Origin of the sequence: Kitasatospora sp. NPDC059973, assembly GCF_042737525.1 — a bacterium.
GTDB lineage: Bacteria > Actinomycetota > Actinomycetes > Streptomycetales > Streptomycetaceae > Kitasatospora.
Map to the genome: position 1 here is coordinate 40,569 of NZ_JBHWUI010000020.1, position 26,894 is coordinate 67,462.

The following is a 26,894-nucleotide window of genomic DNA, read 5'->3' on the forward strand; positions in this document are numbered from 1 at the left end:
GAGGAATTGACGATGGCCACGGACGAGAAGATCCTCAAGTACCTCAAGCGTGTCACGGCCGAACTGCACGACCTGCGCAAGCAGGTCCAGCGGAACGCGGACGAGCCGGTCGCGATCGTGGGCATGGCCTGCCGCCTGCCCGGCGGCGTGACCGGCCCCGAGAGCCTGTGGCAGCTGGTCAGTGAGGGCCGGGACGGCGTGTCGGCGTTCCCGGACGACCGCGGCTGGGACCTGGACGCGCTGTTCGACGACGACCCGGACAAGGCCGGCACCTCCTACGTCGCGCAGGGCGGGTTCCTGCGCGACGCGGGGAAGTTCGACGCCGAGTTCTTCGGGATCTCGCCGCGCGAGGCGCTCGCCATGGACCCGCAGCAGCGCCTGCTGCTGGAGACCTCCTGGGAGGCGCTGGAGCGCGCCGGCGTCGACCCGACCTCGCTCAAGGGCGCGGACGTCGGGGTGTTCAACGGGATCATGGGCGTCGACTACTTCTTCGGCGGCAACGTGCCGCCGGAGCTGGAGGGCTTCGCCGGGACGGGCGCGGCGGGCAGCGTGGCCTCGGGCCGGATCTCCTACGTGTTCGGGTTCGAGGGCCCGGCGGTCACCGTGGACACCGCCTGCTCCTCGTCCCTGGTGGCGATCCACCTGGCCGCGCAGGCGCTGCGCCGCGGCGAGTGCTCGATGGCACTCGCCGGCGGCGCGACCGTGATGGCGACACCGCACACCTTCGTGGAGTTCTCCCGCCAGCGCGGTCTGGCCTCGGACGGCCGGTGCAAGTCCTACGCGGACGCGGCGGACGGCACGGGCTGGGCCGAGGGCGCGGGCGTGGTCGTGCTGGAGCGGCTCTCCGAGGCCCGCCGCAAGGGGCACCGGGTGCTCGCGGTGCTGCGCGGCAGCGCGGTGAACCAGGACGGCGCGTCCAACGGGCTGACCGCGCCCAACGGCCTCTCCCAGCAGCGGGTGATCCGCAAGGCGCTGGCGGCGGCCGGGCTCACCCCGGCCGACGTGGACGTGGTCGAGGGGCACGGCACCGGCACGGTGCTGGGCGACCCGATCGAGGCGCAGGCGCTGCTGGCCACCTACGGCCAGGAGCGCGAGCCCGGGCGTCCGCTCTGGCTGGGCTCGCTGAAGTCCAACATCGGCCACGCCCAGGCGGCCGCCGGTGTCTCGGGCGTGATCAAGATGGTGCAGGCGCTGCGGCACGGCGTGCTGCCCGCCACCCTGCACGTCGACGCGCCGTCCTCCCAGGTGGACTGGTCGGTCGGCGCGGTCGAGCTGCTCGACCGCAGCCGGCCCTGGCCGGAGGTGGACCGGCTGCGCCGGGCCGGGGTCTCCTCCTTCGGGGTCAGCGGGACGAACGCGCACCTGATCCTGGAGCAGGCGCCCGAGGACGAGGTGGAGCCCCTCGCGGGTGAGGCCGCACCGGGGGCCGGGGCCGTGCCGCTGGTGCTCTCGGCGAAGAGCACCGGGTCGCTGGCCGGTCAGGCCGAGCGGCTGACCGCCTTCGTCGGTGCGTCGGAGCAGGAACTCCCGGACGTCGCCGCCGCGCTGGTGTCGCAGCGGGCGCTGCTGTCCGAGCGCGCGGTGGTGCTGGCGGGCTCCTCGGAGGAGGCGCTGGCGGGGCTGGCCGCCCTGGCGCGCGGGGAGTCCGCCGCCGGTGTCGTGACCGGGGGCGGCCAGGCCCGGACGGTGCTGGTGTTCCCGGGTCAGGGGTCGCAGCGGGTCGGGATGGGCCGTGAGCTGGCCGAGCGGTACCCGGTGTTCGCCGAGGCCTTCGACGCGGCGTGTGCCGCGTTGGACGAGCGGTTGGCGGGCTGGGCCGAGCACCCGGTCAAGGACGTGGTGCTCGGCACGGCGGGATCCCTCGACCAGACCGTCTACACCCAGGCCGGGTTGTTCGCCGTGGAGACGGCGTTGTTCCGGCTGATCGAGTCCTGGGGCATCCGGCCGGACGCGGTCATGGGCCACTCGATCGGTGAGATCACGGCCGCCCATGTGGCCGGGGTGCTCTCGCTGGCGGACGCGGCGGCGGTGGTCGCCGCGAGGGGCCGGCTGATGCAGGCGCTGCCCTCGGGCGGTGCGATGGTGGCGGTCGCCGCGACCGAGGACGAGGTGGCCGAACTCCTCGGTGCGGGCGTGGACCTGGCGGCGGTGAACGGTCCTTCGTCGGTGGTGCTCTCCGGTGAGGAGGCGGCCGTACTGAAAGCCGCCGAGAGCCTGAAGGCACAGGGCCGCAAGGTCAAGCAGCTGACCGTCTCGCACGCCTTCCACTCGGCGCTGATGGAGCCGATGCTGGCGGAGTTCGCCACCGTGCTCACCGGCGTCACCTGGGACGAGCCCCGGTTCCCCCTCGTCTCCAACGTCACCGGCCGCGTCGCCGAGCCGGGCCGACTGGCCGATCCCGCCTACTGGGTGGACCATGTCCGCCGCCCGGTCCGGTTCGCCGACGGCGTCGCCACGGCGGCCGCACCCGGTGGCGCGGTGTTCGTCGAACTCGGCCCCGGCGCGGCACTGAGCGGTGTGGTGGACGAGACGGTCGACGGCCGAGCCGTGTCGGTGGCCGCGCTGCGCGACGGCCGCCCGGAGGCGCCCGCCCTGCTGGCCGCGGTGGCCGAACTCTTCGTCCGGGGCGTCGAGGTGGACTGGGTGAAGACCCTCCCCGCCGGAGCCGGCGCCGCCCGGGTGGAGCTGCCCACCTACGCCTTCGACCACGAGCACTACTGGCTCCGGATGCTGGCCTCGGTGACCGACGCGGCGGCCCTGGGCCTGACCGGCGCCGGTCACCCGCTACTCGGCGCGGTCGTCCAACTGCCGCAGTCCGACGGCCTGGTGTTCACCTCCCGGCTCTCCCTGCGCACCCATGACTGGCTCGCCGACCACGCCGTCGGCGGGATCGTGCTGGTCCCCGCCACGGCGCTGGTGGAGCTGGCCGTCCGGGCCGGCGACGAGGTCGGCTGCGGCACCCTCGACGACCTGGTCGTCGAGGCGCCGATCCTCCTGCCCGAGCACGGCGGGGTCCGCGTCCAGGTCGCCGTCGGCGGCCCCGACGCGCACGGCGCCCGCACGGTGGAGGTGTACTCCGCCCGCGAGGACGCCACCGACGCGTGGACCCGGCACGCCACCGGCACCCTGACGGCGACGACGGACGCCGACGGCCCGGAGTTCGACTTCACCGCCTGGCCCCCGGCCGGCGCGCAGCCGGTCGACCTCGGTGACCTCTACCCCGACCTGGTAGCCCAGGGCTACGCCTACGGCCCCGCGTTCCAGGGCCTGCGGGCGCTCTGGCGGCGCGGCGAGGAGCTGTTCGCCGAGGTCGCCCTGCCGGAGGACCAGCACGACGAGGCCGACCGCTTCGGCATCCACCCCGCGCTGCTCGACGCGGCCCTGCACCCGGGCCTGCGGGACACCGTGGCGGCCGACGCCGACCGGCTGTGGCAGCCGCTGCGCTGGAGCGGGCTGGTGCTGCACGCCACGGGCGCGGCGGCCCTGCGGGTGCGCCTGGCCCGGCTCGGCGCCGGCACGCTGGCCTTCGAGGCCGCCGACGAGACCGGCGCCGCCGTGCTGGCGGCCGACTCCGTGACGCTCCGCCCGGTCGCCGTCGAGCAGTTGGCCGCCTCGGCGGGCGCGACCGGTGGCGACGCGCTGTTCCGGGTGGAGTGGACCGAACTGCCCCCGGCCGCCGCTCCGGCCGCCGTGCGGTGGACGGTGCTGTCCGGTGCGGCCGAGGTGGCCGCGCTCGCCGCCGCGGCGGACGGCGCGCCCGCGCCGTCGGTGGTGGTCCTGGACGCGGTCGGGGACGGTACGGACGAGCACGCGGTTCTCGGTCTGACCGGCCGGGTGCTGGCGGTCGCGCAGTCCTGGCTGGCCGCGTCCGGCCTCGAAGGCTCCCGACTGGTGGTGCGCACCCGGGGTGCGGTGCCCGCCGGTGGCGACGCCGTGGTGACGGACCCGGCGGGTGCCGCGGTCTGGGGTCTGATCCGGGTCGCGCAGGCGGAGAACCCGGACCGGATCGTGCTGCTGGACACCGAGACCGACACCGAGACCGACACCGGCACCGAGACCGACACCGAGGCCGACACCGACCTCGGTACCGTCCTGGCCGCCGTGCTGGCCACCGGTGAGCCGCAGATCGCCGTCCGGGGGGCGGCCCTGTCCGCGCCGCGCCTGGTCCGCGCCACCGACGGCGCCGCGACCGACGGTCCCGCCGCGTTCCGCCCGGACGGGACCGTCCTGGTCACCGGCGGCACCGGCTCGCTGGGCGCGCTGCTGGCCCGGCACCTGGTCACCGGGCACGGCGTCCGGCACCTGCTGCTGGTCAGCCGCCGGGGTCTCGGCGCCGAGGGCGCACCGGAGTTGGCGGCGGAGCTGGAGGGTCTCGGTGCGACGGTGACCGTCACCGCCTGCGACGTGGCCGACCGGGAGTCGGTGGCCGCACTGCTCTCCGGCGTCCCGTCCGAGCACCCGCTGACCGGGGTGGTGCACACCGCGGGTGTGCTGGACGACGGGGTGTTCGGGGCACTGACGCCCGAGCGGCTGGCCCTCGTGTTCGCCCCGAAGGTGACCGCGGTGCGGCACCTGGACGAGCTGACCCGTGAACTGGCGCCGGAGCTGCGCTCGTTCGTGCTGTTCTCGTCGGCGGCCGGGGTCTTCGGCTCGGCCGGTCAGGGCAACTACGCGGCGGCCAACGCCTATCTGGACGCGGTCGCCCACCGGCGCCGCGCCGACGGCCTGCCCGCCGCGTCGCTCGCCTGGGGCCTCTGGGAGCAGGCCGGTGGCATGGCCGCCCACCTCACCGAGGCCGACCAGACCCGGGTGAACCGGGGCGGGTTCCTGGCGATCGCCCCGGCCGAGGGCCTGGACCTCTTCGACGCGGGCCTGCGCGGCGGCCGGGCCGTGACCGTGCCGATCAAGCTCGACCTGCGCGCCGTCCGGGCCGAGGCCGCGTCCGGCCGCGGCGTCCTGCCGCTGCTGCGCAGCCTGGTGCCGGTCGGCCGACGAGCCGTCCGGACCGCCTCCGGGCTGGCCGACCGGCTCGCCGGGCTGGCCGTGGCGGAGCAGGAGACGCTGCTGCTGGACCTGGTCCGCACCCATGTCGCGACCGTGCTCGGACACGCCGGCGCGGCGAACGTCAAGGCGGAGAAGGCGTTCAAGGACGCCGGCTTCGACTCGCTCACCTCCGTCCAACTGCGCAACCGGCTCCGCGAGTCGACCGGGCTCAACCTGCCCACGACCGTCGTCTACGACTACCCCACGCCGGTCGCGCTCGCCCGCTTCCTGCGCGAGGAGCTCGGCGACACCGCCGCCGCTGCCGCCGTCCCGACGGTGGTCGCGGCCGACCTCGACGAGCCGATCGCCATCGTCGGCATGGCCTGCCGGCTGCCCGGCGGCGTGGTCACCCCGGAGGACCTCTGGCGGCTGGTCTCCGAGGGCCGGGACGCGGTGTCCGGCTTCCCCGAGGACCGCGGCTGGGACGTGGGCGGCCTCTTCGACGACGACCAGGAGAACATCGGCACCTCCTACGTCGACCAGGGCGGCTTCCTGCACGACGCGGGGCTCTTCGACGCGGGCTTCTTCGGGATCTCGCCGCGCGAGGCGCTGGCGATGGACCCGCAGCAGCGGCTGCTGCTGGAGATGTCCTGGGAGGCGCTGGAGCGGGCCGGGGTCGACCCGGCCGCGCTGAAGGGCCGGGACGTCGGGGTGTTCTCCGGCGTGATGACCCAGGGCTACGGGATCGGCGGTGTCATCCCGCCGGAGCTGAGCGGCTTCACCGCCACCGGCTCCGCGATGAGCGTGGCCTCGGGCCGGGTCTCCTACGTGTTCGGCTTCGAGGGCCCGGCGGTGACGGTCGACACGGCGTGCTCCTCCTCGCTGGTGGCGATGCACCTGGCCGCGCAGGCTCTGCGGTCCGGCGAGTGCTCGCTGGCGCTGGCCGGCGGCGCGACGATCATGGCGACGCCGCACACCTTCGTGGAGTTCTCGCGACAGAAGGCACTCGCCCCCGACGGGCGGTGCAAGGCGTTCTCCTCGACCGCCGACGGCACCGGCTGGGGCGAGGGCGCGGGCGTCGTGGTGCTGGAGCGGCTCTCCGAGGCCCGGCGCAACGGACACCGGATCCTGGCGGTGCTGCGCGGCAGCGCGATCAACCAGGACGGCGCGTCGAACGGTCTGACCGCGCCCAACGGCCCCTCGCAGCAGCGGGTGATCCGCAAGGCGCTGGCCAACGCGGGCCTGGCCGCCTCGGACGTCGACGCGGTGGAGGCGCACGGGACGGGGACCTCGCTGGGTGACCCGATCGAGGCGCAGGCGCTGCTGGCCACGTACGGGCAGGGGCGCGGGGACGGGGAGGCACCCCTCTGGCTCGGCTCGGTCAAGTCCAACGTCGGCCACACCCAGGCCGCGGCCGGGGTGGCCGGTGTGATCAAGATGGTGGAGGCGCTGCGGCACGGTGTGCTGCCGCCCACCCTGCACGTCGAGGCCCCGACGCCGCAGGTGGACTGGTCGGTCGGCGCGGTGGAGCTGCTGACCGAGGCGCGGGAGTGGCCGGAGACCGGGCGCCCCCGGCGGGTGGGCGTCTCCTCGTTCGGGCTGAGCGGGACCAACGCGCACCTGATCCTGGAGCAGGCGCCCGAGGAGGAGCCGGCCGAGGCCGGGCCCGCCCCCGACGCCGTGGTGCCGCTGGTGGTGTCGGCGGCCTCGACGGCCTCGCTGGCCGGGCAGGCCGAGCGGCTGGCGGCCTTCGTCGAGGCGTCCGCGCCGGTCTCACCGGCCGCGGTGGCCGGTGTCCTGGCGACCCGGCGGGCGGCGCTCGGTGAGCGCGCGGTGCTGGTGGCGGGCTCGCGGTCCGAGGTGCTGACGGGGCTCGCCGCGTTGGCGCGCGGGGAGTCCGCGCCGGGGTTGGTGACGGGCAGTGTGTCCGGTGCGGGCCGGACGGTGCTGGTGTTCCCGGGGCAGGGCTCGCAGTGGGTCGGGATGGGGCGTGACCTGCTGGACGCCTCCCCGGTGTTCGCCGAGCGGGTGGCCGCGTGCGCGGCGGCGCTGGAGCCGTTCGTCGACTGGTCGCTGGCGGAGGTGCTGCGCGGGGACGCGCCGGCCGAGCTGCTGGAGCGCGTCGACGTGCTCCAGCCGGCGAGCTTCGCGGTGATGGTCGGTCTGGCGGCGGTCTGGGCGTCGGTGGGTGTGGTGCCGGACGCCGTGGTCGGGCACTCCCAGGGCGAGATCGCGGCGGCCTGCGTGGCCGGTGCGCTGTCCCTGGAGGACGCGGCGCGGATCGTGGCGGTGCGCAGCCAGGTGATCGCGGGCAGCCTCGCCGGGCGCGGGGGGATGGCGTCGGTGGCGCTCTCCGAGAGCGAGGCGCTGACTCGCCTGGTGCGCTGGGCGGACCGCGTCGAGGTCGCGGCCGTCAACGGCCCGGCCTCGGTGGTGGTCGCCGGTGACGCCGAGGCCTTGGACGAGGCGTTGGAGGTCCTCGCGGCCGACGGTGTGCGGGTGCGCAGGGTGGCGGTGGACTACGCCTCCCACACCCGCCATGTCGAGGCGATCGAGGAGACCCTCGGCGAGGCCTTCGCGGACATCCGCAGCCAGGCCCCGCTGGTGCCGTTCCTCTCCACCGTCACCGGTGAGTGGATCACCGAGGCGGGCGTACTGGACGGCGGGTACTGGTACCGCAACCTGCGCGGCCAGGTCCGCTTCGGCCCGGCGATCGCGACGCTGCTGGACCAGGGCCACACGGTGTTCGTGGAGTCGAGCGCGCACCCGGTGCTGGTCCAGCCGGTGAGCGAGATCGTGGACGAGGCCGGGGCCGAGGCCCTGGTCACCGGGACGCTGCGGCGGGACGAGGGCGGCCCGCGCCGGCTCTTCGCCTCGATGGCCGAACTCCACGTCCGCGGCGTGGCCGTCGACTGGACCGGTGTGCTGCCGGCCGGCGCCGAGACCGCCCAGGTGGACCTGCCCACCTACGCCTTCGACCAGCAGCACTACTGGCTGCGGACCTCCCCGGCCACCGACGCGGCCTCGCTCGGCCAGGCCACCGCCGACCACCCGCTGATCGGCGCGGTGGTCCAGGTACCCGAGACGGGCGGCGTGCTCTGCACCTCCCGGCTCTCCCTGCACACCCACCCCTGGCTGGCCGACCACGCCGTCGGCGGCGCCGTCCTGGTGCCCGGCACCGGTCTGGTCGAGCTGGCGGTACGGGCCGGTGACGAGGTCGGCTGCGGCACGCTGGACGAGCTGGTGATCGAGGCCCCACTGGTCCTGCCCGAGCACGGCAACGTGCGGGTCCAGGTCACCGTCGGCGGCCCCGACGGGGCGGGCGCCCGCAGTGTCGGCATCTACTCGGTCCGCGAGGACGCGGCCGGGGACACCGGCGCGGACGCCTGGACCCGGCACGCCACCGGGACCCTGACGGCGACCTCGGACGCCGGCGGTCCCGTGTTCGACTTCACCGCCTGGCCGCCCGCCGACGCGGAGCAGCTGGGTGTCACCGGCGGCTACGAGCTGCTGGCCCAAGCCGGTTACGGCTACGGGCCGGTGTTCCAGGGCGTGCGGGCGGTCTGGCGGCGCGGCGAGGAGCTGTTCGCCGAGGTCGCCCTGCCCGAGGACCAGCGGGACGCCGCCGGCCGGTTCGGCATCCACCCCGCGCTGCTCGACGCCGCCCTCCACCCCGTCATGCTGGACGTGGCGCTGGGGGACCCGACGGGCGCGAACCGGGCGGGCGGCGAGTCCGAGGTGCACCTGCCGTTCGGCTGGAACGGGCTGCGGCTGCACGCGGCCGGTGCCTCGGCGCTGCGGGTGCGCCTGGTGCGGTCCGACGCGCAGACGCTCGCGCTGGAGGCCGCCGACGAGACCGGCGGAGCCGTCCTGACGCTCCGTTCGCTGGTCTCGCGCGCCGTCTCGGCCGACCAGCTGGGCAGCGCGGGCGGCGACGAAGGCCGCGACGCGCTGTTCCGGGTGGAGTGGACGGAGCTGCCCACCGGTACCGCTCCCGGCCTGGAACTCCCGCCGGCCTGGGTGCCGGTGGCCTCGCCGGACCACGTGGCCATGCTGACCAACGGCTCGGGCGTGCCCCCCGTGGTCGTCCTGGACGCGGTCGGGGACGGCCCGGACGAGCACGCGGTGCTCGGCCTGACCGCCCGGGTGCTGGACGTCGTCCAGGCCTGGCTGAGCACCCGGGGGCTGGACGCGGCGCGGCTGGTCGTGGTCACCCGGGGTGCGGTGCCCGCCGGTGGCGACGCCGCGGTGACGGACCCGGCAGGTGCGGCGGTCTGGGGTCTGATCCGGGTCGCGCAGGCGGAGAACCCGGACCGGATCGTGCTGCTCGACACCGACGCCGCCCCCGGGACGGACGTCGAGCCGGTGCTCGCCGCCGTGCTGGGCACCAACGAGCCGCAGGTCGCCGTCCGCGGGACGGCGATGTACGTGCCCCGGATCGCCCGGGCCACGGCCCCGGCCGACGAGGCCGCGGCGTTCGACCCCGAGGGCACCGTCCTGATCACCGGCGGCACCGGCACCCTCGGCGGCCTGCTGGCCCGGCGCCTGGTCACCGGGCACGGGGTCCGGCATCTGCTGCTGGCCAGCCGGAGCGGCCTGCGGGCCGAGGGCGCACCGGAGTTGGCGGCCGAGCTGACCGCGCTGGGCGCGACGGTGACCGTCACCGCGTGTGACGTGGCCGACCGGGAGTCGGCGGCCGCACTGCTGTCCGCGGTGCCGGTCGAGCATCCGCTGACGGGTGTGGTGCACACCGCGGGTGTGCTGGACGACGGGGTGTTCGGGGCGCTGACGCCCGAGCGGCTGGCCCACGTGTTCGCCCCGAAGGTGACCGCGGTGCGGCACCTGGACGAGCTGACCCGTGAACTGGCGCCGGAGCTGCGCTCGTTCGTGCTGTTCTCGTCGGCCGCCGGGGTCTTCGGCTCGGCCGGACAGGGCAACTACGCGGCGGCCAACGCCTATCTGGACGCGGTCGCCCACCGGCGCCGCGCCGACGGCCTGCCCGCGATGTCCCTGGCCTGGGGCCTCTGGGAGCAGGCCACCGCGATGACCGCCCACCTCGACACCGCCGAGGAGGCCCGGACCGGCCGGAGCCGGAGCCGTTCGCTGGCCTCGGACGAAGGCCTGGACCTCTTCGACGCGGCGCTGCGCACCGGCGACGCGCTGCTCGTCCCGATCAAGCTCGACCTGCGGTCCATGCGCGCCGACGCGGCGGCGGGCCGCGAGGTGCCGCCGCTGCTGCGGGGGCTGATCCGGGCGAGCCGGCAGACCGCGCGGTCGGCGGCGGCCGACGGAACGGCCGGCCTGGCCGGCCGGCTGACCGGGCTGACGGTGGCCGAGCAGGAGGCACTGCTGCTGGAACTGGTCCGCGGCCACGCGGCGACCGTGCTCGGGCACGCGGCACCGGAGGGCGTGAAGACCGACACGGCGTTCCGCGACTCCGGCTTCGACTCCCTGACCTCCGTCGAGCTGCGCAACCGGCTGCGCGAGGCGACCGGTCTGAAGCTGCCCGCGACGGTGGTCTTCGACCACCCGACCCCGCTCGCCCTCGCCCGGCACCTGCATGAGGAGTTCGGCCACGTGGCCGCCGAGACCGGCGCGGCGGCGCCGGCGGTCGTGCTCGCCGACCCGTCGGAGCCGATCGCGATCGTCGGCATGGCCTGCCGCCTGCCCGGCGGTGTGGCTAGCCCCGATGACCTCTGGCGGCTGGTCAGCGAGGGCCGGGACGCGATGTCCGGCTTCCCGTCCGACCGCGGCTGGGACCTGGACGGCCTCTTCGACGCGGACCCGGACAAGGCCGGGACCTCCTACGTGGACCAGGGCGGCTTCCTGCACGAGGCGGCGCTGTTCGACGGGGGCTTCTTCGGGATCTCGCCGCGCGAGGCACTCGCGATGGACCCGCAGCAGCGCCTGCTGCTGGAGACCTCGTGGGAGGCGCTGGAGCGGGCCGGCATCGACCCGGCCACGCTCAAGGGCACCGATGTCGGCGTCTTCTCCGGCCTGATGGGCGCGGGCTACGGCTCGGGCAGCGACGTACCCGCCGAGCTGGAGGGCTTCGTCACGACCGGCGCCGGCAGCAGTGTGGCCTCGGGCCGGGTGTCCTACGTGTTCGGGTTCGAGGGCCCGGCGGTCACCGTGGACACGGCCTGCTCGTCGTCCCTGGTGGCGATGCACCTGGCCGCGCAGGCGCTGCGGACCGGTGAGTGCTCGCTGGCCCTCGCCAGCGGCGCGGCCGTGATGACCGGCCCCGGCGCGTTCGTGCAGTTCTCCCGCCAGCGCGGTCTGGCCTCGGACGGCCGGTGCAAGTCCTACGCGGACGCGGCGGACGGCACCGGCTGGGCCGAGGGCGCGGGTGTGGTGGTGCTGGAGCGTCTCTCGGAGGCGCGGCGCAAGGGGCACCGGGTGCTCGCGGTGGTCCGCGGCAGCGCGGTGAACCAGGACGGCGCGTCGAACGGTCTGACCGCGCCGAACGGTCCCTCGCAGCAGCGGGTGATCCGCAAGGCGCTGGCCAACGCGGGCCTGTCCACCGCCGACATCGACGCGGTGGAGGGCCACGGCACGGGCACGGTGCTGGGTGACCCGATCGAGGCCCAGGCGCTGCTGGCCACCTACGGGCGCGGCCGCGACCCGGAGCGGCCGCTCTGGCTGGGCTCGCTGAAGTCCAACATCGGCCACACCCAGGCGGCTTCCGGCGTGGCCGGTGTGATCAAGATGGTCCAGGCGCTGCGGCACGGCGTGCTGCCGCCCACCCTGCACGTGGACGCGCCGTCCTCGCAGGTGGACTGGACGGCGGGCGCGGTGGAGCTGCTGACCGAGGCGCGGGAGTGGCCGGAGACCGGCCGCCCCCGGCGGGTGGGCGTCTCCTCGTTCGGGCTGAGCGGGACCAACGCGCACCTGATCCTGGAGCAGGTGCCGGAGGAGAACGCGGTGGAGCGGCCCGCCGTCGAGCCGACGGGTGTGGTCCCGCTGGTGCTGTCGGCGAAGAGCACGGGCGCGCTGGCCGGGCAGGCCGACCGGCTGGCGCCCTTCGTCGAGACGTCCCGGGCGGGGACGGCGGAGATCGCCGCCGCGCTGCTGGCGCAGCGGGCGCTGCTGTCGGAGCGCGCGGTGGTGCTGGCGGGCTCGCCGGAGGAGGCGCTGGCGGGGCTGAGCGCCCTGGCGCGCGGGGAGTCCGCCGCCGGTGTCGTGACCGGGGGTGGCCAGGCCCGGACGGTCCTGGTCTTCCCGGGTCAGGGTTCGCAGCGGGTCGGGATGGGCCGTGAACTGGCGAAGCGGTACCCGGTGTTCGCCGAGGCCTTCGACGCGGCCTGCGCGGCGCTGGACGCGCGGCTGGCGGGCTGGGCCGAGCACCCGGTCAAGGACGTGGTGTTCGGTACAGCGGGATCGCTGGACCAGACCGTCTACACCCAGGCCGGGTTGTTCGCCGTGGAGACGGCGTTGTTCCGGCTGATCGAGTCCTGGGGCGTCCGGCCGGACGCCGTCATGGGCCACTCGATCGGGGAGATCACGGCCGCCCATGTGGCCGGGGTGCTCTCGCTCGGGGACGCGGCGGCGGTGGTCGCCGCACGCGGTCGGCTGATGCAGGCGCTGCCCTCGGGCGGTGCGATGGTGGCGGTGGCAGCCACCGAGGACGAGGTGGCCGAACTCCTCGGTGACGGCGTGGACCTGGCGGCGGTGAACGGTCCTTCGTCGGTGGTCCTCTCCGGTGAGGAGGCGGCCGTGCTGAAGGCCGCGGAGCAACTGCGGGAGCAGGGCCGCAAGGTCAAGCAGCTGACCGTCTCGCACGCCTTCCACTCGGCGCTGATGGAGCCGATGCTGGCGGAGTTCGCCACCGTGCTCGCCGAGGTCTCGTGGGGCGAGCCCAAGCTCGCGGTGATCTCCAACGTCACCGGCCGTCCGGCCGAGCCCGGTCAACTGGCCGATCCCGCCTACTGGGTGGACCATGTCCGCCGCCCGGTCCGGTTCGCCGACGGCATCGCCACGGCGGCCGGTCTAGGGAACGCGGTCTTCGTCGAGCTGGGCCCCGGCGCCGCGCTGAGCGGCGTGGTCGCCGAGTCCGCCGGTGAGCGCGCGGTCACGGTGGCCGCCCTGCGCGACGGCCGCCCCGAGGCGCACACCGTGCTGGCCTCGGTGGCCGAACTCTTCGTCCGGGGCGTCGAGGTGGACTGGGCGAAGACCCTGCCCGCCGGCCTTCCGGTCACCCATCTGGAGCTGCCCACCTACGCCTTCGACCACGAGCACTACTGGCTCCGGAGCGCTGCCGCCACCGACGCGGCCTCGCTCGGCCAGGGCCGGGCCGACCACCCGCTGCTCGGCGCCGTCGTCCAACTGCCGCAGTCGGATGGCCTGGTGTTCACCTCCCGGCTGTCGCTGCGCACGCACGGCTGGCTCGCCGACCACACCGTCGGGGGAGTGGTCCTCGTCCCCGGTGCCGCCCTGGTGGAGCTGGCCGTCCGGGCCGGCGACGAGGTCGGCTGCGGCACCCTCGACGACCTGGTCGTCGAGGTACCGCTCCTCCTGCCCGAGCACGGCGGGGTCCGGGTCCAGGTCGCCGTCGGCGGACCGGACGAGCAGGGCGCCCGCACGGTCGAGGTGTACTCCGCCCACGAGGACGCGACGGACACCTGGACCCGCCACGTCACCGGCACCCTCGCGGTGGCGCCCACGGCGGGGGCCGAGCCGTTCGACACCGGGGCGTGGCCCCCGGCCGGTGCGGAGCCGGTCGACGTCGACGGCCTCTACACCGAACTCATCGCTCACGGCCACGAGTACGGACCGCTGTTCCGGGCCCTCCGGGCGGTGTGGCGGCGCGGCGACGAGGTGTTCGCCGAGCTCGCCCTGCCCGACGGGCAGCGGGACACCGCCGCCCGGTTCGGCCTGCACCCCGCGCTGCTGGACGCCGCCCTGCACCCCGCCCTGCGGGAGGCGGCCGCGGCGGACCGGGACCGGACGTGGCAGCCGCTGGAGTGGCACGGACTGGCCCTGCACGCCGTCGGCGCCTCCGCGCTGCGGGTGCGGATCACCACGGCCGGGCCCGGCACGCTGGCACTGGTGGCGGTCGACGAGGCCGGCGGCCCGGTCCTGACGGCAGCCGCGGTGACGCTGCGGCCGCTCTCCGCCGAGCAGTTGGCGGCCGCGGCGGGCACGGCCGACGGCGACGGCCTGTACCGGGTCCACTGGACGGCGCTGCCCCCGGCGCCGCTGCAGGGCACCGGCACGGCGCCGCGGCGCGCGGCCGTCGCGACCGAGGCGGACCTCGCGGCCCTGACGGCCGGTGGGGACGTTCCCCCGGTCGTGGTCCTGACGGCCGTCACCGACGGCGAGGGGGCGGACGCCGTCCTCCCGCTGACCACCCGGGTGCTGGCCGTGGTGCAGTCCTGGCTGGCCGACGAAGCCCTGGAGGACTCCCGGCTGGTGGTGCGGACCCGGGGCGCGGTGCCCGCCGGCGGCGACGCCGCGCTCACCGACCCGGCCGGCGCCGCCGTCTGGGGCCTGGTCCGGGCGGCCCAGGCCGAGAGCCCGGACCGGATCGTCCTGCTCGACCTCGACCCGGCCGCGCCGGACGACCTGGACACCGCGCTCGCCGCGGCGCTGCCGCTCGGCGAGCCGCAGGTCGCGGTGCGCGGGACGGCGCTGCACGTACCGCGCCTGGCCCGGACCGCCGGCGAGGTGCCCGGCGGCGAACCGGCCTTCCGCCCGGACGGCACGGTCCTGATCACCGGCGGCACCGGCTCGCTCGGCGCCCTGACCGCCCGTCACCTGGTCGCGCGGCACGGCGTCCGCCACCTGGTCCTCGCGGGCCGGCGCGGCCCGGACGCCGACGGCGCGGCGGAGCTCGCCGCCGAGCTGGAGGCCGCCGGGGCCACGGTGTCGGTGGTGGCCTGCGACGTCACCGACCGGGAGGCGGTCGCGGCGCTCCTGGCCGGCGTGCCGGCCGGGCACCCGCTGACCGGCATCGTGCACGCCGCCCGGGTCTTCGACGCCGGGGTGATCGGCGAGGTCGACCCGGACCGGATGGCGCGGGTCTTCGCGCCGAAGGTGACCGCCGTCCGCCACCTGGACGAGCTGAGCCGCGAACTCGCCCCCGAGCTGGACGCGTTCGTCCTGATGTCCTCCGCCTCCTCGGTCTTCCTGGGCGCGGGCACCGGCGGCTACGCCGCGGCCAACGCCTATCTGGACGCGGTGGCGCACCGGCGCCGCGCGGCAGGCCTGCCCGGCACGTCCCTCGCCTGGGGGGTGTGGGCGCAGGCCGACGGCTCCGCCGACGGGCCCGGTCAGGACCGGAGCGGCCGCCGCGGCGGTGTCCGGCCCCTGACGGCCGAGGCGGGCACGGCGCTGTTCGACGCGGCGCTGCGCACCGGCGAGGCCCTGCTGGTGCCGGTCGAGCTCGACCTGCGGGCGCTGCGCGCCGACGCCGCGCTCGGGGGCGGTGTCCCGCCGCTGCTGCGCGGTCTGGTCCGCACCGGCCGGCAGGCCGTCCGGGCGGCCGCCGGTGACGGCGGCGGCGGGCTGGCCCGCCGGCTGGCCGGGCTGGCGCCCGCCGAGCAGCAGGCCCTGCTGCTGGACCTGGTCCGCGCCCGGGTGGCGACCGTGCTCGGCCACGCCGGGTCGGAGCAGGTCAGGCCGGAGACGGCGTTCAAGGACGCCGGCTTCGACTCGCTCACCTCCGTCGAACTGCGCAACCGGCTCCGGGAGGCGACGGGCCTGAGCCTGCCGGCCACGGTGGTCTTCGACTACCCGACGCCGCTGGCCCTCGCGCACTACCTGCACGACCGGCTGGACCCGTCCGGCGAGGCCACCGCCACCTCGCACCCGCTGCTGGTCGAACTGAGCAGGCTGGAGGCGATGCTGGCCGAGACACCGGCCGGTGACACGGCCCGCGCCCAGGTCGCCACCCGGCTCCAGGGCCTGCTGGCCACCTGGTCGACGGCGAACGGCGGCGGGGCGGCCGAGGAACAGATCGACTACGACACCGCCTCCGACGACGAGCTCTTCGACCTCATCGACACGGAGTTCGGCAGCTGACCGCCACCGGCACCCCCGCAGACCACCCGACGCCACAGCCTTCTAGGAGCCGAACTTCGATGGCGGATGAAAGCAAGCTTCGCGACTACCTCAAGCGCGTCCTCGCCGAAGCGCGCCGCTCCCAGCAACGCGTGCTGGAGCTGGAGGCCGAGAAGGCGGAGCCGATCGCGATCGTGGGCATGGCGTGCCGGCTGCCGGGCGGGGTGGCGGGCCCCGACGACCTGTGGCGGCTGGTCACCGAGCGCGGGGACGGCGTGTCGGGCTTCCCGACCGACCGCGGCTGGGACCTGGACGGGCTGTTCGACGAGGACCCGGAGAAGAGCGGCACCTCCTACGTGAGCCGGGGCGGCTTCCTGCACGAGGCGGGGCTGTTCGACGCGGGCTTCTTCGGGATCTCGCCGCGCGAGGCGGTGGCGATGGACCCGCAGCAGCGTCTGCTGCTGGAGACCTCGTGGGAGGCGCTGGAGCGGGCCGGCGTCGACGCGGCGGGGCTGAAGGGCTCGGACGTCGGCGTCTTCGTCGGAGTGATCAACGAGGGCTACGCGACCGGCGGCCCCGTCCCCCCGGAGCTGGAGGGCTTCACCGGGACGGGGACCACCGGCAGCGTGGCGTCGGGCCGGATCTCCTACGTGTTCGGCTTCGAGGGTCCGGCGGTCACCGTGGACACGGCGTGCTCGTCGTCCCTGGTGGCGATGCACCTGGCCGCGCAGGCGCTGCGGCGCGGCGAGTGCTCGCTGGCGCTGGCCGGCGGTGCCACCGTGATGGCCGGGCCGGGCATGTTCATGGAGTTCTCGCGGCAGCGGGCGCTGGCGGCCGACGGCCGGTGCAAGTCCTACGCGGACGCGGCCGACGGCACGGGCTGGGCCGAGGGCGCCGGCATGGTGCTGCTGGAGCGGCTCTCCGAGGCGCGGGCCAACGGGCACCACGTGCTGGCCGTGCTGCGCGGGTCGGCGGTGAACCAGGACGGCGCGTCGAACGGGCTGACCGCGCCCAACGGCCCCTCGCAGCAGCGGGTGATCCGCAAGGCGCTGGCGGCGGCCGGGCTCACCCCGGCCGACGTGGACGTGGTGGAGGGGCACGGCACCGGCACGGTGCTGGGCGACCCGATCGAGGCGCAGGCGCTGCTGGCCACCTACGGCCAGGAGCGCGAGCCCGGGCGGCCGCTCTGGCTGGGCTCGCTGAAGTCCAACATCGGCCACACCCAGGCCGCCGCCGGGGTGGCGGGCGTGATCAAGATGGTGCAGGCCATGCGGCACGGCGTGCTGCCCGCGACCCTGCACGTCGACGCGCCCAGTACCGAGGTGGACTGGTCGGCCGGCGCGGTGGAGCTGCTCACCGAGGCGCGGGACTGGCCGGAGACCGGGCGGCCGCGCCGGGCCGGGGTCTCCTCCTTCGGCGTCAGCGGTACCAACGCGCACGTCGTCCTGGAGGAACCGCCCGCCGAGGCACCCGCCGAGCCGGACGCGGTGCGGTCCGCGCCGGGTGGTGTGCTGCCGCTGGTCGTCTCGGCGTCCTCGGCCGGCTCGCTGGCCGGGCAGGCCGAGCGGCTGGCGGCCTTCCTCGGGACCGCCGAGGGGCCGGAACCGGCGGACGTCGCCGCCGCGTTGGCCACCGGGCGGACGGCGCTCGCCGAGCGGGCGGTGCTGGTGGCCGCTTCGACGGAGGAGGCGCTGGCCGGGCTGGGCGCGCTGGCCCGGGGCGAGTCCGCTCCCGGGCTGGTGACGGGCAGCGCGGCCGGGGCGGGCAAGCTCGTCCTGGTCTTCCCGGGGCAGGGTTCGCAGTGGGTCGGGATGGGGCGTGAACTGCTGGACGCCTCGCCGGTGTTCGCCGCGCGCGTCGCGGAGTGCGCCCGGGCGCTGGACCCGTTCGTCGACTGGTCGCTGGCGGAGGTGCTGCGCGGCGAGGCCCCGGCCGAGCTGCTGGACCGGGTGGACGTACTCCAGCCGGCGAGCTTCGCGGTGATGGTCGGTCTGGCGGCGGTCTGGGCGTCGGTGGGTGTGGTGCCGGACGCGGTGGTCGGGCACTCCCAGGGTGAGATCGCGGCGGCCTGCGTGGCCGGTGCGCTGTCGTTGGAGGACGCGGCGCGGATCGTGGCGGTGCGCAGCCAGGTGATCGCGGGCAGCCTCGCCGGGCGTGGAGGCATGGCGTCGGTGTCGCTCTCCGAGAGCGAGGCACTGCCTCGCCTGGAGCGTTGGGCGGAACGGGTGGAGGTCGCGGCCGTCAACGGCCCGGCCTCGGTGGTCATCGCGGGTGACGCCGAGGCTTTGGACGAGGCGCTGGAGGTCCTGGCGGCGGACGGTGTGCGGGTGCGCCGGGTGGCGGTGGACTACGCCTCCCACACCCGTCATGTCGAGGCGATCGAGGAGACCCTGGCGGAGGCCTTCGCGGACATCCGCAGCCAGGCCCCGCTGGTCCCGTTCTTCTCCACCGTCACCGGCGCTTGGGTCACCGAGGCGGGCGTGCTGGACGGCGGGTACTGGTACCGCAACCTGCGCGGTCAGGTCCGCTTCGGCCCCGCCGTCGCCGCCCTGTTGGACCAGGGCCACACGGTGTTCGTGGAGTCGAGCGCGCATCCGGTGCTGGTCCAGCCGGTGAACGAGATCGTGGACGAGGCCGGGGCCGAGGCCCTGGTCACCGGGACGCTGCGGCGGGACGAGGGCGGCCCGCGCCGCCTGCTGACCTCGATGGCCGAACTCTTCGTCCGCGGCGTGGCCGTGGACTGGACGGGCGTGCTGCCGACCGGCACCGCCCGCGTCGAGCTGCCGACCTATGCCTTCGACCACCGGCACTACTGGCTGCAGCTCGGCCCGGCCGCCGACGCGGCCTCGCTCGGCCAGTCGGCCGCCGACCACCCCCTGATGGGCGCCGTGACGGAGGTGCCGGAGACCGGCGGCCTGCTCGGCACCTCGCGGCTGTCGCTGCGCACCCACCCCTGGCTGGCCGACCACGTCGTCGGGGGTGCCGTGCTGCTCCCGGCCGGCGCCCTGGTGGAGCTGGCCGTGCGGGCCGGTGACGAGCTGGGCTGCGGCACCCTCGACGACCTGGTGGTCAAGGCCCCGCTGCTGCTGCCCGAACAGGGCGGCGTCCGGGTCCAGGTGACCGTCGGCGGCCCCGACGAGAGCGGTGCCCGCAGCGTCGCCGTCTACTCCACCCGGGAGGACGCCGCGGGCGACACCGGCGGCGACACCTGGACCCGCCACGCCACCGGCACCCTCACCGCGACGACCAAGACCGCCGCCCCGCAGGCCGACTTCACCGTCTGGCCGCCCGCCGGGGCCCGGCCGGTCGACGTCGACGCCCTCTACGCCGACCTCGGCGGGCACGGCTACCAGCACGGCCCGGCCTTCCGGGGCCTGCGCGGGCTCTGGCAGCGCGGCGCGGAGACCTTCGCCGAGGTCGCGGTGGACGAGGAGAGCCGGGAGGAGGCCGGGCGGTTCGGCCTGCACCCGGCCCTGCTCGACGCCGCCCTGCACCCGGCCCTGCGGGACACCGCGGTGGCCGACGGCGCCGCTACCGGCGCCCGGGTCTGGCAGCCACTGGCCTGGCAGGGGCTCGCCCTGCACGCCGTCGGCGCCTCCGTGCTGCGGGTGCGGATCGCGCCGCAGGGCGGCGACGCCCTGACGGTGGAGGCGGTCGACCCGGCCGGCGGCGTGGTCCTGACGGCGGACTCGGTGGAGCTGCGGCCGCTGACCGCCGAGCAGTTGACGGCAGGCCCGGGCACGGCGGGCGCCGACTCGCTGTTCCGCGTCGAGTGGAGCGACCTGCCACCGTCCACGGGGGCGGCGGCCGACCGGCCGGTCTGGGTCGCGGTGTCCGACGCGGCCGGGATCACCGCGCTGGCCGGCGGCGCGGGCCCGGAGGCGGCGCTCCCCGCCGTGGCGGTCCTGGACGCCGTGGCGGACGGCGCCGACGGCGTCGACGCCGCGCTCGTCCTGACCAACCGGGTGCTGGCGGCCGTCCAGGCCTGGCTGGCCGCGCCCGGCCTGGAGGAGGCCCGGCTGGTCGTCGCCACCCGGGGCGCGGTCGGCGCCGGCGCGGACGGCGCGGTCACCGACCCGGCCGGTGGCGCGGTGTGGGGCCTGATCCGCGCCGCCCAGACCGAGAACCCGGACCGGATCGTCCTGCTCGACCTCGACCCCGCCGCGGACCTCGACCTCGACCTCGCCCCGGTGCTGGGTACGGCGCTGGCCACCGGGGAGCCCGAACTGGCCCTGCGCGGCACGGCGCTGTCCGTCCCGCGGCTCGTCCGCGCCGTACCGGTCGCCGGGGCCGACGGCGGGACGGGGACCGGCCTCGACCCCGAGGGCATCGTCCTGATCACCGGTGGCACCGGCTCGCTGGGCGGGATCCTCGCCCGGCACCTGGTCGCCGACCACGGCATCCGGCACCTGGCGCTGGTCAGCCGGCGCGGCCCGGCGGCCGAGGGCGCGGCCGGGCTGGTCGCCGAACTGAAGGGGCTCGGCGCGACGACGGTCGCGGTGGAGTCCTGCGACGTGACCGACCGGGCGGCCGTGGCGGACCTGCTGGCCGACGTGCGGCGCGCCGGGCGCCGGCTGACCGCCGTCGTGCACACCGCGGGCATCGCCGACGCCGGTGTCATCGGCACGCTGGACCCCGAGCGGGTCGCCCAGGTCTTCGCCCCGAAGGTCACCGCGGCCCAGCACCTGGACGCGCTGACCCGCGAACTCGCCCCCGACCTGGACGCGTTCGTGGTCTTCTCCTCGGTCTCCTCGGTGTTCCTCGGCGCGGGCACCGGCAGCTACGCGGCCGCCAACGCCTTCCTGGACGCCCTCGCCCACCAGCGCCGGGCGGCCGGTCTGGCCGCGACCTCGCTGGCCTGGGGCCTGTGGAACCAGACCGCCGGCGGTATGGCGGCCGGCATGGACGACCTCACCCGCAGCCGGATGAACCGGCGCGGCGGTGTGCTGGCGATGACGGCCGAGGAGGGCATGGACCTCTTCGACGCGGCCCTGCGCACCGGCGAGGCGCTGCTGATCCCGGCCAAGCTGGACCTGCGGGCGCTGCGCGCGGGCGCCGCGGCCGGCCGGGACGTCCCGACCCTGCTGCGCGGCCTGGTGCGGACCGGGCGGCAGCTGGTGCGGGCGGCCTCGGGGGACGGCGGCGGCGGGCTGGCCGGTCGGCTGGCCGGGCTGGCGGCGGCCGAGCAGGAGGCGCTGCTGCTGGAGCTGGTCCGCGGTCACGCGGCGACCGTGCTCGGGCACGCGGGGCCCGACGCGATCAGGAGCGGGACGGCCTTCCGGGACTCCGGCTTCGACTCGCTGACCTCCGTCGAGCTGCGCAACCGGCTGCGCGAGGCGACCGGTCTGAAGCTGGCCGCGACGGTGGTCTTCGACCACCCGACCCCGCTCGCGTTCGCCCGCTACCTGCACGCCGAGTTCGGTCTCGTCGCCGACGGGACCGCGGCGGCGGCGCCGGCGGTCGCGCCCGCCGACCCGGACGAGCCGATCGCGATCGTCGGCATGGCCTGCCGCCTGCCCGGCGGCGTGGCGAGCCCCGAGGACCTCTGGCGGCTGGTCAGCGAGGGCCGGGACGCGATGTCCGGCTTCCCCGAGGACCGCGGCTGGGACGTCGCGGACCTCTTCGACGCCGACCCCGGAAAGGCCGGCACCTCCTATGTGAGCCAGGGCGGATTCCTCTACGAGGCGGGGCGGTTCGACGCCGGGTTCTTCGGCATCAGCCCGCGGGAGGCGCTGGCGATGGACCCGCAGCAGCGGCTGCTGCTGGAGACCTCGTGGGAGGCGCTGGAGCGCGCGGGCATCGACCCGCTCTCGCTGAAGGGCACGGACGCCGGGGTGTTCTCCGGTGTCATGGGCCAGGGCTACGGCGCCGGCGGCGCGGTGCCCGCGGAGCTGGAGGGCTTCACCGGCACCGGCGGCATGGGCAGCGTGGCCTCCGGCCGGGTGGCCTACGTCTTCGGCTTCGAGGGCCCGGCGGTCACGGTGGACACGGCCTGCTCGTCGTCGCTGGTCGCGATGCACCTGGCCGCGCAGGCGCTGCGCCAGGGCGAGTGCTCGATGGCGCTGGCCGGCGGCGCGACCGTGATGGCCACCCCCGGCACCTTCGTGGAGTTCTCCCGCCAGCGCGGCCTGGCGACGGACGGGCGGTGCAAGTCCTACGCGGACGCGGCGGACGGCACCGGCTGGGCCGAGGGCGCGGGCGTGGTGGTGCTGGAGCGGCTGTCGGAGGCCCGCCGCAAGGGGCACCGGGTGCTCGCGCTGGTGCGCGGGTCGGCGGTCAACCAGGACGGCGCGTCCAACGGGCTGACCGCGCCCAACGGGGTCTCCCAGCAGCGGGTGATCCGCAAGGCGCTGGCCAACGCGGGCCTGACCGGTACCGAGGTGGACGTGGTCGAGGGCCACGGCACCGGCACGGTCCTGGGGGACCCGATCGAGGCGCAGGCGCTGCTGGCCACCTACGGCCAGGACCGGGAGCCGGGGCGGCCGCTCTGGCTGGGCTCGCTGAAGTCCAACATCGGCCACACCCAGATGGCCGCCGGGGTGGCCGGTGTGATCAAGATGGTGGAGGCGCTGCGGCACGGTGTGCTGCCGCCCACCCTGCACGTGGACGCGCCGTCCTCGCAGGTGGACTGGACGGCGGGCGCCGTCGAGTTGCTGACCGAGGCGCGGGAGTGGCCGGAGACCGGCCGCCCCCGCCGGGTGGGTGTCTCCGGCTTCGGGGTCAGCGGGACGAACGCGCACCTGATCCTGGAGCAGGCCCCGGTCGAGGCCGAGGCGCAGGCCGTCGCGGTCGAGAACGCTCCGGCCGGTGTGGTCCCGCTGGTGCTGTCGGCGAAGAGCGCGCGGTCGCTGACGGGGCAGGCCGACCGGCTGGCGCCCTTCGTCGAGACCTCCGAGGCCGGGACGGCGGAGATCGCCGCCGCGCTGCTGGCCCAGCGGGCGCTGCTGTCGGAGCGCGCGGTGGTGCTGGCGGGTTCCAGGGAGGAGGCGCTGGCGGGGCTGAGCGCCCTGGCGCGCGGCGAGCGCAGCCCGGTGCTGGTGACCGGGACCGCCGGTGAGGCGGCGCGCACGGTGCTGGTGTTCCCGGGTCAGGGGTCGCAGCGGGTCGGGATGGGCCGTGAGCTGGCGGAGCGGTACCCGGTGTTCGCCGAGGCCTTCGACGCGGCCTGTGCGGCGCTGGACGAGCGGCTGGCGGGGTGGACCGAGCACCCGGTCAAGGACGTGGTGTTCGGCACGGCCGGATCGCTGGACCAGACCGTCTACACCCAGGCTGGATTGTTCGCCGTGGAGACGGCGTTGTTCCGGCTGATCGAGTCCTGGGGTGTGCGGCCGGACGCGGTGCTGGGCCACTCGATCGGTGAGATCACGGCCGCGCACGTGGCCGGGGTGCTCTCGCTCGGCGACGCGGCGGCGGTGGTCGCCGCGCGGGGCCGGTTGATGCAGGCGCTGCCGTCCGGCGGCGCGATGGTAGCGGTCGCCGCGACCGAAGACGAGGTCACCGAACTCCTCATAGAAGATCTGGACTTGGCGGCAGTGAACGGCCCGTCGTCGGTGGTCCTCTCCGGCGAGGAGGCGGCCGTGCTGAAGGCCGCCGAGAGCCTGAAGGCACAGGGCCGCAAGGTCAAGCAGCTGACCGTCTCGCATGCCTTCCACTCGGCGCTGATGGAGCCGATGCTGGCGGAGTTCGCCGCCGTCCTCGCCGAGGTGGTCTGGCGCGAACCGCGGCTCCCGGTGATCTCCAACGTCACCGGCCGTCCGGCCGAGCCCGGTCAACTGACCGACCCCGCCTACTGGGTGGACCACGTGCGGCGCCCGGTCCGGTTCGCCGACGGCATCGCCGCCGCAGCCGGGGACGGCACCGCACTGTTCGTCGAACTGGGCCCCGGCGCCGCGCTCAGCAGCGCGGTGGCGGAGTCCGCCGGCGACGGCGCGCTCTGCGTCGCGGCCCTGCGCGACGGCCGACCCGAGGCGCACACCGTGCTGACCGCGGTGGCCGAACTCCTCGTTCGGGGCGTCGCGGTGGACTGGTCCGGCCTCCTGCCCGCCGACCCGGGCCACCTGGAGCTGCCGACCTACGCCTTCGACCACCGGCAGTACTGGCTGCAGCCCGCCCCGGCCGCCGACGCCGCCTTCCTGGGACTGACCGGGACCGACCACCCGCTGCTCGGCGCGGTGATGCACCTGCCGCAGAACGACGGCCTGGTGTTCACCTCCCGGCTCTCGCTGCGCACGCACCCGTGGCTCGCCGATCACGCCGTCGGCGGGGTCGTTCTGCTGCCCGGCACCGGCCTCGTCGAGCTGGCCGTCCGGGCCGGCGACGAGGCCGGCTGCGGCGCCCTGGACGAACTGGTCATCGAGGCACCGCTGGTAGTGCCGGACCACGGCGGCGTCCGGGTCCAGGTAGCGCTCGGCGGCCCGGACGAGCGGGGCACCCGGACGGTGGAGGTGTACTCCGCCCGGGAGGACGCGGTGGAGGCCGGTACGGACGGCTGGACCCGCCACGCCACCGGCACCCTGCGGCCGGCCGGGACCGGCGCCGTACCGGAGGTCGACCTCACCGCCTGGCCGCCGCCCGGCGCCCAGCCGGTCGAGGTCGACGTCGAGGGCTTCTACGCCGACCTGATCCGGCTCGGCTACACCTACGGCCCGTCGTTCCAGGGCCTGCGGGCGGTCTGGCGGCGCGGCGAGGAGGTCTTCGCCGAGATCGCCCTGCCGGAGGACCACCGCGAGGGGGCGGGCCGCTTCGGCATCCACCCCGCGCTGCTCGACGCCGCCCTGCACGCCAACGGCTTTGTCCGCCCGGCCGATGCCCCCGAGGCGGCGGACGAGCCCCGGACGGTCCTGCCGTTCGCCTGGAACGGGCTCACCCTGCACGCCGTCGGCGCCTCGGCGCTGCGGGTCCGGGTGGCACCGTCGGGCCAGGACGCGGTGTCGCTCCAGGCCGCCGACGAGACCGGCGGTCCGGTCCTGACGCTGGACTCCCTGGTGTTCCGCGCCGTCTCCGCCGAGCAGCTGGAGGCGGCGGCGGGTGCGCCGGGCGGCGACTCGCTGTTCCGGGTGGAGTGGACGGCCCTGCCGTCGCCGCCGCCCCTCGCGGCCGCGCCGAGCCGGGTGTCCGTCGCCGCCGCCGACGAGGTGACCGCGCTGGCCGCGGCGGGCGGGGTGCCGGACGCCGTGGTGCTGACGGCGGCCGGTGCGGACGCGCTGGAGCTCGGCACCCGGGTGCTCGACGTGCTCCAGGCGTGGCTGGTCGCTCCGGTCCCGGAGGCCTCCCGGCTGGTCGTGGCGACCAGCGGCGCGGTGCCCGCCGGTGACGACGCCGCGGTGACCGACCCGGCCGGCAGCGCCGTCTGGGGCCTGGTCCGGGCCGCCCAGGTGGAGAACCCCGACCGGATCGTCCTGCTCGACACCGCTGCCGGCACCGACGCCGACGCGGTCCTCGCCGCCGTGCTGGCATCCGGTGAGCCGCAGGTCGCGGTCCGCGGCCCGGTGCTCTCCGCGCCGCGCCTGGTCCGGGCCGGCGCCGTCGCCCGGGGCACCGAGCCGGTGCTGGACCGGGCGGGGACGGTGCTGGTCACCGGTGGTACCGGGTCGCTGGGTGCGGTGCTGGCCCGGCACCTGGTGACCGAGCACGGCATCCGGCATCTGGTGCTGACCAGCCGGCGGGGCCTGGAGGCCGACGGTGCCCGGGAGTTGGTGGCCGAGCTGCACGCGCTCGGCGCCGAGTCGGTGGCGGTGCCGGCCTGCGACGTGACCGACCGGGACGCACTGGCCGCACTGCTCGCCTCCGTGGTCGACGAGCGCCCGCTGACGGCCGTCGTGCACACCGCGGGCGTCCTGGACGACGGGGTGATCGGCGCGCTGACGCCCGAGCGGCTGGCCCGGGTCTTCGCCCCGAAGGTGACCGCCGTCGGCCACCTGGACGAGCTGACCCGCGAACTCGCCCCCGACCTGGCGGCGTTCGTCGTCTACTCCTCCGCCTCCGGCCTGTTCGGCTCCGCCGGCCAGGGCAACTACGCGGCGGCCAACGCCTACCTCGACGGCCTGATGGCCCGGCGCCGGTCGGCCGGCCTGCCGGCGCTCTCGCTCGCCTGGGGCCCGTGGGAGCAGAGCGCCACCGGGATGACCACCGGCGCCGAGGCGGCCGGGCGCACCCGGACGAACCGCCGCGGCGGCATCCTCGCGCTCGGGCCGGCGGAGGGCACCGCGCTGTTCGACGCCGCGCTCGGCGCGGACGAGGCACTGCTGGTGCCGATCAAGCTGGACCTGCGGGCGATCAGGGCCGAGGCCGCGACCGGCGGGGGAGTACCGCCCCTGCTGCGCGGCCAGGTGAGGGCCGGCCGCCAGGTGGCCCGGGCCGCGTCCGGCGACGGCGGCGACGGCCTGGTGCGCCGGCTCACCGGGCTCGCCCGGGCCGACCAGGAGGCCCTGCTGGTGGACCTCCTGCGAGCCCAGGTCGCGCTGGTCCTGGGCCACACCGGACCGGACGGGGTGGTGGCCGGGACGTCCTTCAAGGACGCCGGATTCGACTCGCTCACCTCGGTCGAGCTGCGCAACCGGCTCCGCGAGGCCACCGGCGTCAATCTGTCCGCCACCGTGGTCTTCGACTACCCGACCCCGCTCGCACTGGCCCGCCACGTGCACGGCGAGCTGCTCCCGGACGGCGCGGCGAGCGGCCCGGAAGTGGACGAGGACCGGCTGCGGCACGCCCTGGTCTCCCTCCCGATGGCCCGATTCCGGGAGGCCGGGCTGATGGAAGCCCTGGTCAGGCTGGTCGCACTGGACACCGGCGGACCGGCGGCCGACGCGGCTGACGAGGACGACCGGCCGGGCACGCTCGCCGACCTGGACGTCGACGACCTCGTCCAACTGGCGCTCGGCGGCGACGACGACGAGGGCCTCGAAAGCTGA

At 76.2% G+C, this 26,894-nt stretch carries 2 protein-coding genes; both read left to right on the forward strand.

Annotated elements, in window-relative coordinates; translation table 11 throughout:
* Positions 1-12 precede the first annotated feature (12 nt).
* Positions 13-16,005, forward strand: coding sequence for an SDR family NAD(P)-dependent oxidoreductase (locus ACFWA9_RS08445; protein WP_380384580.1), 15,993 nt, complete (start codon positions 13-15; stop codon positions 16,003-16,005).
* Positions 16,002-26,894, forward strand: a complete 10,893-nt coding sequence (locus tag ACFWA9_RS08450) for a type I polyketide synthase (RefSeq protein WP_380384586.1) — start codon at positions 16,002-16,004, stop codon at positions 26,892-26,894. The genes ACFWA9_RS08445 and ACFWA9_RS08450 overlap by 4 nt, the downstream gene beginning before the upstream one ends.